6 protein-coding genes are annotated in these 10,264 nt (G+C 42.6%); all 6 read right to left on the reverse strand.

Translation table 11 applies throughout. The features are described from left to right. Nucleotides 1-983: aldose epimerase family protein (locus Q0192_RS04975; protein ID WP_299286995.1), on the reverse strand; the 983-nt coding region annotated here is incomplete at its 3' end. A gap of 292 nt (nucleotides 984-1,275) precedes the next feature. After that, a complete protein-coding gene (locus tag Q0192_RS04980) occupies nucleotides 1,276-2,298 on the reverse strand; it encodes a glycoside hydrolase family 43 protein (RefSeq protein WP_299286998.1) in 1,023 nt (340 codons plus the stop codon). A gap of 12 nt (nucleotides 2,299-2,310) precedes the next feature. Beyond that, a complete protein-coding gene (locus Q0192_RS04985) occupies nucleotides 2,311-3,390 on the reverse strand; it encodes a cellulase family glycosylhydrolase (RefSeq protein WP_299287001.1) in 1,080 nt (359 codons plus the stop codon). Between the two features lie 282 nt (nucleotides 3,391-3,672). Further along, entirely contained in the window at nucleotides 3,673-6,129 is a 2,457-nt protein-coding gene (locus Q0192_RS04990) for a glutaminase family protein (RefSeq protein ID WP_299287003.1), read from the reverse strand. A gap of 179 nt (nucleotides 6,130-6,308) precedes the next feature. Beyond that, entirely contained in the window at nucleotides 6,309-8,387 is a 2,079-nt protein-coding gene (locus Q0192_RS04995) for a beta-L-arabinofuranosidase domain-containing protein (RefSeq protein ID WP_299287006.1), read from the reverse strand. A 9-nt stretch (nucleotides 8,388-8,396) separates the two neighbouring features. Beyond that, a complete protein-coding gene (locus Q0192_RS05000; protein ID WP_299287009.1) occupies nucleotides 8,397-10,241 on the reverse strand; it encodes a sugar-binding domain-containing protein in 1,845 nt (614 codons plus the stop codon). Nucleotides 10,242-10,264: the final 23 nt, after the last annotated feature.

The following is a 10,264-nucleotide window of genomic DNA, read 5'->3' on the forward strand; positions in this document are numbered from 1 at the left end:
CTGTAAAATTGCAGGCCGGGTTCTTCGGTATAAACTTCCATTACAATACCGCTTTTATCGCCTTTTACTTTGGCTACAGGTGCAGTCATGCTGGGTTTGTTCAACACAAAATTGTGGTCGTAGCCTTTTCCGTTTTTTAACTGTTCGTTGTTGTCGTTTACGCGTGCACCAATAGCTGTTGATTTTTTGAAATCGAAAGGTGTGCCGGTCACGGCTACAATCTTTCCGGACGGAATAAGCGTACTATCAACCGGCGTGTAACTATCCGCGTTAATTTGTACCTGATGGTTTAAGATGGTGCCGCTTCCAGAGCCGTTTAAATTAAAAAAAGCATGGTTAGTTAAGTTTACTACGGTAGGTTTATCGGTAGTAGCTTCGTAATTTATTTTCAAGCAGTTATCGTTGGTTAAAGCATAAGTTACTTTAACATTTAAATTTCCGGGGAAACCTTCTTCCATATCTTTAGAAAGATAGGTTAACTGCAAAGTAGTATCGTTCAATTGTTTGGCGTCCCAAACCACATCCTGGTAACCTTTTTTACCGCCGTGTAATGTGTTGGGTCCGTTATTTTTGAAAAGCGTATATTCTTTACCATCCAACTTAAATTTACCTTTCGCAATCCGGTTGCCGTAACGGCCGATGGTGGCGCCAAAATAAGGTTCGGTAGAATGCTGGAAACCTTCTACGCTTTCAAAACCATCAACCACGTCCGTCATTTTGCCGTTTTTATCAGGCACCAAAAGGCTCACCAGCCTGCCGCCATAATTGGTAATGGCCGCTTCCATACCGTTCTTGTTTTTTAAAATATACAAGTCGGTTTTTTTATTATCAATTGTTTTTTCGAAAGCCGTTTTAGCAGGTAAAGCTGTTTGTTGTGTGGTATCGGTAGTTTTAGTGGATGCTTGTTTGTTTGAGGTATTGTTGCAAGCCGTTAAGGCCAGAACCGAACCTGTGCACAAGGCCAGCAGATAGTTTGTTTTCATGTTTTTTGAGATAAGGTCAATAGCTATTTTGGTTGATAATAAATATTTAAGTTTTGTTCGTGCTGTTTGCCATGCTTCTTTTACCGCATAAAAATTGGTGAAGCCAATAGGCTTTTAAAGATAAACGATCTTGATTTTATAGGCATAAAAGAAGCATCATAATTTTGTTTGGTAATGGTTTTTCATACTTCTTTTATCACATAATAATTTGGGTTGAAGCTTTCAACTTCCTGTACCTCAACATAAACACCAATTTTTATGCGATAAAAGAAGCATGCGCTCATTGTTCATTTTATTGTTTAAGCACTACCGGCCAGCCATTTTTATAAACAATCCGGTTGATGCATAAAACCCTTCCTTTCTCTTTGTGGCTTCTTTCGATGGCATGGTAAGCGATCCATTTTTTGCCTTTTTCGTCTTTAAAAATTGAATTGTGGCCTGGTGCTAAGTAAACGCTGTCTTTTTCCAAAATTGCACTGTTTAGGGAATGGTTTGCTTCGCCCAATCGTTTAAAAGGCCCGGTTGGATTGCTTGCCCTGGCAACCATCACAGCATAATTGGCTTTGGTGCCGCAACAGTTATCCCCGGAATAATACAAGTAGTAAATGCCTTTATTATAATCCAGCCAGGAACCTTCTATCAAATTGCTGTAGCTTTTGTCTTTGCCAGGATAAACGATTGCTTTTGCTTCAGTCCCTGGTTTAAATGCCGACCAGTCGTCCGTCATCTCCTGAACTTTTAATGGCTGGAAATCAGAACCCCAGTACAGCAAATGCTTTCCGCTTTTTGGGTCAACAAAACCTTTTGGGTCAATATTTCGGAAGCCGCTGCCGCAAAGCAAAGGTTCGCCTTTATCTGTAAAAGGGCCAAGCGGATGATCGGCATAAGCAACGCCCAGGCATTTTCCGGTCAGTTCATTAGGATCGGCAGAAAAAAACATCACGAACTTATTCAGCTTCGCATCAAAGAAAACATCAGGCGCCCAAAAACTTTGTGTTTTAGATGCCCATTTCGGTTTTTGCGGCAATGCGTCGCCTTCATATTTCCAATGCTGATGGTCGGAAGATGATGCGACTTGGATGTTGATCGTTTTGCCATTGTTGCGGCTTTGGGTTGCATAAGCATAATACTTATTGCCTGCTTTGATAACCGTTGGATCAGCAAAATCACGGCCCAAAACCAAATTTATACCAGAACTTGCAACAGCCGTTGATTTTATCGGTTGATGCAAATTCCGGCAACTTGTACTGATGAACAGTGCCAACATTACCAAAAAGCAATGCGACTGATGGTTACCAAACCCTTTTCTGTTCATCAGACAGTTCCTTTATTTAGTCCTGTTGGTCAGGCTTTTTATCAGGGCTGTTTCATCGGCTTTGTAAGGCGTGCCGTCTTTATGGAAAATATCATGGAACCATAATTTCGGTTCGCTTCCATCAGGCATTGGTGTGTCCCAAGCATAAATGGTATTTGTTTTACCGGATACAAAGCCCCAGTTTATCGCACCAACATTTTCCTTTTTCAGCATGGGCAACACCGTGCTAAATAAGCTGTTGCGCGGGCGGGCCATGTATTCGGTGCAAATAAGCGGACGGCCGAACATTTTTAAAAACTGCACGGTTTTTAAGTGGTCAGGTTCAGGCGCATAATCATGATAAGTAATAATGTCCGAATTGGCAACCTGATAAGCGTTCAGGGTTTCAAAAGCCCAATTCCATATGCCTGCGCTAATGGGCTGGGTGATGTTTACTTCCCTGGCCCATTCAAAAGTATGTTTTAACAAAGGCATTGATTTGTCGGCTTTGTCAGAATTTCCCGGTTCATTGTACAAATCCCAAAGCAAAATGCGTTTATCGTTGCCAAAACGCCGCAACACATCTTTTACATATTTTTCTAAAACAGGATAATTAGCAGGGTCTTCTGAAGCTGGCTGTCCGGGATCCTGCGCCCAGCCTGAGTTATGTATTCCCGGCTTTGGTTCCGGCTGTTTTCCTGTTTTTGGCACTTTGTTCCAGCAATCATCAAAAAACACAAACATGGTTTGTATGCCATGTTTGTTAGCGATGGTTAAATATTGGTCAACCCGTTTTTTAAAACCTTCGGGATCTTCCTGCCAGGCCAAATGATGTAAAAATACACGCATCACGTTCATTCCGATGCCTTGTGCATAGCCCAATTCCGTGTCAATCGTTTTTGGGTCGAAAGTATCGGCCTGCCACATTTCCAACTGGTTGATGGCGGTGCTTGGTATAAAATCACTGCCCACCAGCCATTGGTGCTGTGCATACCAGGTTTTTGCTTTTTGGGCTGTCCAAACCGCCCTTGTTGTTGTTTTTTTCTGTGCCGATAGCTGCAAGCTTAGCAGCATGAACATAGCCGCAGCTATTACTCTTGGTTTAATTTGCATGTTTATAAGTAAGATTTAGTGATTCGGTAATTTAGTGATTCGGTAATTTAGTGATTAGTGATTTGGTGGTTTAGAACATCATTAAGTTTGTACCAGGCTTTTCAGCAAGACGGAGATTTATTACTCCAATGCTTCTTTTAGGCATATAAATTTTGTGTTCAGCTCCAACCTTCTCCAAAAGAGAGGCAATTGTAGGAAAGCAGATAAAGCGCACTGATTTTTGGGCGATAAAAGAAGCATTGGAAATAAATGATCAAAATTAAATTTGTGCTGATGCCTGGCTTATTGTTTTGCAAACTTGTCTTCCAGTAATTTCATAAAGTAACCGCCAACTACACTCCTAGCCTGAAAGCCAACCATTTTGCCAGTTGTGGTTTCGTGCCAATCACTTATCGGAACACGAGAAGTAGTTTCTGTAGCATATTTATAAATGGGATTAACCAAAGCGTTAAAATCGTTTTGATTATCGGTCAATCCTGCTGTCCACAAAACCCAGTCGGATTTGGTATAGGTTTTCCTGCTGTCTAAAGGCAGGCCGTATTCATTTTGCTTGGTCAGATAATACTTAACTTCCTTGTCATAAACCGATTTAGGGAAAAGGTTGAGGCCAAGCACTTTGTCCCAAACCATGTTATATTTTTCGCTCCAAGTGTCTTTATTGTTAAATGTTAGCGCATAATGATCGCCAGCATCGGCAAGCTGCATCCATTTGCCCACCATTTCTTTGGCACTGTTCCTGTATTTTTCGGCGGTTGCTTTATCACCCATTTGTTCGGCAAGCATGGCATAACAGCCAACCCCTACAATGGCTTTTACCGAAAGATTGGCGTTGCGGGCCAAATGGCCGGCAAAATCATCGGTACACAATTGGTTTGCCGGGTCAAGCCCTTCTTTGTTCAAATAATTTGCCCAGGTAGTTAAAGTTTTCCAGTGCTTTTTGGCATAATTAGCGTTGCCTTCCGCTTTGGCTATTGCCCCAGCCAAGATCAGCATATTGCCCGATTCTTCAACCGGCATACCCTCACCATAAGTTTGCCCGTTGGCCAATGGGTAAGTACCCAAATCATGTGCGGCAAAAGGGCTGGTGTTTTTTCCGCTTTCGCTGAAATAAAATATACCGTTCATCATGCCTTCCATTAAAGCAGGATTATAAACTAAATATAATGGCGCCGACGGATAAGTTACATCCACCGTATTGATAAACCCGCCGCTAAAATTTTCTTTCGATAAAAACAGTATCTCGCCTTGCGGACTTTTAACTAACTTATGGGCTGATATACTTTGGCGATAACCCAAAATGCAAAGCTTGGCGTAGTTTTCACCACCTGCTGCAACGGCTGCTTTTTGCAAACTTTGGTTAAAGTCAGTACATCTTTTTAAGATTGAAGTGTAATCCCTTGCTGCTGCGCCAAGTTCGCTTTCAATAGTTTTTGAAGGGTCAAGCTTCCACCAGGCTTTTAAATTCTGGTTAAAATATTGGATAGCGTACAAATCATCATAACCGAGCATAATAAATTGCTCTTTTGGTGTGCTGCTTACTTTACCAAGTGGAATGATTGTACTTAAAACCAAATGCTTTCCGTCTTTTACACTGGCTAAAGTTGTATTCTGCAAAAAGTTGTTCATGGCATCCGTAGAACTGGTGACATATTGATTGCTGCCATAACTTTGCGGCACGCCTACATACATATAACCCCAGTCAATCCGTACGTCATCGCCTTTTTTCTGCAATATAGGTTGTTCTACCGTTCCGGCCTTTAATATGGCTATATTATTGGACGTGTATTTTTGCGTGGTTACTGGTTGCATGGAAGTGTTTACCGCAATATCCGTAGAAGCGCCAAAGTAAACCTGTACGTTATGTGTTTTGCCGTCATTGGCTTTAACTTGATAAGAAATATAAGAAATCGGGCGCGAGAGCAAGTTCAAATCGTCCAGCAGCAAGGGCGACGTAAACGTTAAGGTAAGGTCAACTTTTCCGCAGGTAAAATTATAGCTGGTTTGCGTTGCGTTCATATCTACATTGGTTTGGTCGGCCACTAAAATATTTGCTTTTTGTGTTGATACCGGTTCGGTAACTAAGCCCGCATCCAAATGAGATCCGCCCGCAGTATTTGCACAATGGATGGCCAGTACATTTTTACCGGCCTTTAAGTTTTTCCTAATTGCATCATCTATTTCAATAAATACAAACTTTTGTACCCAACCTGTTTTATTGTAAACCTTTTCGCCATTCAGGTAAACTTCCACATTGTCATCGTGACTTATTTTCAAGTATAGTTTTTTAAAGTCCGATTGGTTTAACGTGAAAGTCCTTCTCACCCAAATATCTTTTGTTTTCCAGGAAGTTTTGTCGGCATTGTTGTCGCCAAAAGGGGCAATACCGTTTTTCCAGTCGGCATCGTTAAACTGAACATTTTCCCATCCGCTGGCAGGTTGGGTTTCGGTATATTTGGTTTGATAGTTTTCTTCGTCTGATGTTGGGATCAATGTTTTATACGTTTTTTCCTCATTGCCCATAAAACGATAAGCCGTGCCGTCCACTTTAATCAAACCAGTTAAAGATTGGTCGGTGCCTGTCCAATGCTTTGTTGGCGCATCGGTCAACTTGTCTGTTGTGGACCAAATACTAAAATAAGTATCGTGGTTGATAAGCGGATAAGCCGGAGCCCGAAAACCCTGGGCAGTTACCGCAAGGCATTGCATTCCGGCCAGAAGGAGAAAAAGTATTTTTTTCATTTTGATATTCTTATTTGAATTGTTAAAGTTAATTGTGCAATGCTTCTTTTACCCTATAAAAATTGGTGTTTGGATGCTGCTATTATCTATGAACCATTATCCAAAAACCAAGAACCATGACACCAATTTTTATAGAGTAAAAGAAGTATGCTGACTTAATTTTTTTCTGTTGTTCGTATTTATTCAGTTACCGGGAAAGCCGAAATCCTTAACCTTGCCCCGCCCATTGGCACCAAAGTAAGTTCTGATACCGGTTGCTCACTTTTTACCGGACTTTGGGGCAATACTGCGCAAAGCCCGTATTGGTCTATCGTCCAGCCGGGGATTAGTTTTCCTTTTACTTTCAATTCAATCGGTGCGTTGTTGTTGGTAAAAGGGTTATTGTCTGTTGGCCAGCTTCTGCGCATAACTTCAATCGAATTTTCGGGATGGGCTTTATCAATCAGTAAACCATAGTTCCAGGCAGAATTAGGATGGATTTCGAAAGAAGGCCATTTTTGCGGGTCGGCACCTGGCTGCCATTTTGAATCGCCGATGGCAGTTGCTTTACTGTCTTCGCGGGTGTAGTTCTCATCAATTTTTAAAGAATAAGTAAGCGGGCCGTAGTTAACGCTTACGCTGTTTTTGTTCTCGTTCCATTCGCGCACCTTTAATTGCATTGGGAGTTGTAAAACAATTTTATCCCCGTTTTTCCAAGCCTTAACCAAACGGATATAATCGCCGCTGCTGGTGTTTACTGCTACAGCTTGTCCGTTTACTTTTACAGAAACGTTTTTACACCAGGCCGGAACACGCAGGTAGATCGGAAAACTAACTGTTTTTGCGGTATTAACGGTAAAGTTAACCTGGCTTTCAAAAGGATAATGCGTGGTTTCTGTTAAACTAACTTGTGTGCCAGTGCCAACCTTCGCTTTTACTTCGCCTTCAGTATATAATTGGGCAGCGAGGCCATTGTCAGGCGTGGCCATCCAGGTATTTTCGGCAAAATAAACCCAACCGGCAGCATGGTTGTGCTGGCAGCAACGACTGCTGAAAGGGTTCATCATTAAAAACGGCCCTTCATTGGCGATGCCAGGATGGTGGTTTTTACTGTCGCTTACTACCATGTTAGGAGCGGTAAGATAGCGCAGCGATTTATAATCGGGCATAAAAGCTGCCGAAAAGGTATTAAAAGCCACATCTTCGCAATTCTCTGCCCAAAAAGGATCGCCCGTATCGCCCAGCAGCATTTCATCAGAGGTCATTTGCTCTACCATGCCGCAGGTCTCAACTGCTTGCCTCGGGTCAACATAACCTTTACGTGCATTTTCATCACTTCCAAACATACCGCCCGGCACTTGCCCGTACATGGCACGGACAAGCTTAAAATCATTATAAGTAGCGTTCAGGTCTTTCTGGTCATGGCTTTGCAAATAAAACGTGGCAGGCTCCCTAAAACATTCGGCTATATTTACGTTGTGCCAGTTGGGCAGGTTGTTGGCCTGGCGCCAGTCGGCCGTGTTTTTATCTATTTTGTTGGCCAAATCGAGCAGCCATTTATCGCCGGTACGGTTGTACAACCAGTACACACTCAACAAGTTATCGCCGCCCCTGCTGTTCTCCCAGTAATCTTTTAAAAATTTATTATCTGGGACAGACAGTTCATATTTAAAATAACGGGTCATAAAAGGAAGCACGCGCGGATCTTTTGAATATTCGTAATAGGATTGCAAACACCAAAGCATCGGCATATTGGTCCACAAATCGCGGTTGCCTTTTCTTTCTACTGCCGGGCCAAAATCCCCATTGTCGCGCTGATTGTTCAATACAGCATCTATCCAAAACTTAGCTTCGCCGATCATCTTTTTATCGTTCAGCATATAACCAATATTGGCATAGCCTTTCAGCCAGTACGGCAATTCTTCCCAGCCGTATTCGCCTTTGCCTTCTTTATTCAGCCAAGCGTTGTTTGTTTTTGAAAGCCAGATGCTGATCTCGCCCAAGTTACCTGTAAGCCCGTCGCGCTGAAGTTCCAAAGCTTTTTTTAGCCATCCGCCAGCATGAATGCTTCCTACAGGCAGTTTTGTAAAATATTGCTTTTGCAACGGTGCCCGGTTGTTTACATAAAAAGCATTGGATTGCTGGTTATCAACTTTTAATACCATTGTTGCCTTAACGGTAGATTGTGCAGTTGCAGCAAATCCGCCCAAAGCCATTAGTGCAGCATTTAGAAATATTTGTTTTTGAATCCTAATAAACCTGGTTTTTGAAAGCATCATTTGATCAATCTATTTTATTTGCACCAATGCCGGGTTATACAACCTGACATTCGACTTTTGCAACAATTCCACCGGGATTTTAATAACCTTGCGGTCATAAGTCATAAACCCGTTCACTTCTCCTTCTACATCTGTTGTTTGCGTATAAACTGCGGCCGATAAGCCCAGTTTTATCAATTCCTGCAACCTGTCGGTAAAGGTGTCGTATCTTTTAAAAAGGTCTTCCCCGTTTTTAAAATTCTGGTAGCCCCAGTTTTTATTAGCCTGCCAGGTATGGTTCTCAACCGGCCATCCTAATCCGCCAAACTCGCCTAAAACCACTGCTTCTGTTTTACCAAAAATTTCGGCACGTGGCATGGCTGGATGCGGGTAATTATGCAGGTCAACGATATTTCCGGTAGCATAAAAGTTTCCGCCGCTGGCGCTATTTACCAATCGGGAAGGGTCTTTTTTCATTGTCCACTCCGTAATTTCGACCGTTTTAAATTGTCCCCAGGCTTCGTTAAATGGTGTCCAAACAATGATGCAGGGATAATTATACAAGGCATTAATGATAGCATTCCATTCTTTGCGGTAGTATTTTTCAGATTCCGGGCTACGCTCCTTGTCGGTGGCACGGTCATAAACGCCCGGTCGGTTTTCCCAATGGTTGCCCAAATCACCGCTTGGCATATCCTGCCACAGCAACATACCCATTTTATCGCAATAAGTATAATAACGGGCAGGTTCTACTTTGATGTGTTTACGGATCAAGTTGAAACCCATCGCTTTAAGCTTGTCAATGTCAAATTTTAAAGCTTCTTCTGTTGGCGGCGTATATAAACCATCCGGCCACCAGCCCTGGTCGAGCGGGCCATATTCAAATACAAACTTATTGTTCAGTAACATGCGTTGTACGCCATTAGCATCAGGGCCGAGGGAAATTTTACGCATGGCAAAGTAGCTTTTTACTTCATCAACTGCTTTGTTGTTCCTGATAAGGGCTACTTGCAAGTCGTATAAAAACGGGCTGGTGGTTGACCATAGTTTTTGGTTTAGAATATTTAAAACTGCCGTTCCGTTTGCATCTATGGTCTTCTCATCAACCTTGGTTTGGCCGTCCATAGCCGTGATCCTTAATTTGTCGCCTAGCTGGGCATTTGCCACTTCGGCTGATATGATTAAGGTTTGGTTGTCAATATTGGGCGTTTGTTTAGTGGCTTGGATATAAGTTTTGGCCACACCTTCTAACCAAACCGTTTGCCAGATGCCTGTTACCGGTGTGTACCAAATGCCTTCCGGCTTTTTAAGTTGTTTGCCGCGTGGCTGTGGGCCGTCGTCTGTCGGGTCCCAAACTTTGATTTTGATTTCCTGCTTGGCACCGCTTTTTAAAAACGGGGTAATGTCAAAAGTAAAAGGATCGTAACCCCCTTCGTGTATGCCAACACTTTTACCGTTTACAAAAACTTCGGTTTGCCAATCAACCGCACCAAAGTGCAGCAGTGTTTCTTTGCCTTTTAAAGCTTTGTTGATGCTGACCGTGTTTTTGTACCACAACAAGCTGTCTTTTCCCACCGTTTTCCCTACGCCTGATAAAGCTGATTCTACGGCAAACGGCACTAATATTTGCCCGTCATATTTGGAGGGTTCATTTTGGTTTTTAGGGATAACGGCATAACTCCAAAGCCCGTTCAAATTTTGCCAGTTGCCACGCACCAGTTGCGGCCGTGGATATTCCGGCAATGGCGCTTTTGGGTTAACTTTTTGCGCCCAGGGCGTGGTTATCCTGTTGGTCAGCAAATGCCATTGTTGCTGTTGGGCATTTGCAGAAAAATACCAGAAGACGAGGAATATGAAGGAAATTTTTCTTTTCATCAGAAGGTTATACTACGATTGAC

Source organism: uncultured Mucilaginibacter sp. (assembly GCF_937859865.1).
Classification (GTDB): Bacteria; Bacteroidota; Bacteroidia; order Sphingobacteriales; family Sphingobacteriaceae; genus Mucilaginibacter_A.

Excerpts from the sequence above, each read along its gene's own strand:
- Q0192_RS04980 (WP_299286998.1), bottom strand. The coding sequence starts at position 2,298 with ATGAACAGAAAAGGGTTTGGTAACCATCAGTCGCATTGCTTTTTGGTA.
- Q0192_RS04985 (WP_299287001.1), bottom strand. The coding sequence starts at position 3,390 with ATGCAAATTAAACCAAGAGTAATAGCTGCGGCTATGTTCATGCTGCTA.
- Q0192_RS04990 (WP_299287003.1), bottom strand. The coding sequence starts at position 6,129 with ATGAAAAAAATACTTTTTCTCCTTCTGGCCGGAATGCAATGCCTTGCG.
- Q0192_RS04995 (WP_299287006.1), bottom strand. The coding sequence starts at position 8,387 with ATGATGCTTTCAAAAACCAGGTTTATTAGGATTCAAAAACAAATATTT.
- Q0192_RS05000 (WP_299287009.1), bottom strand. The coding sequence starts at position 10,241 with ATGAAAAGAAAAATTTCCTTCATATTCCTCGTCTTCTGGTATTTTTCT.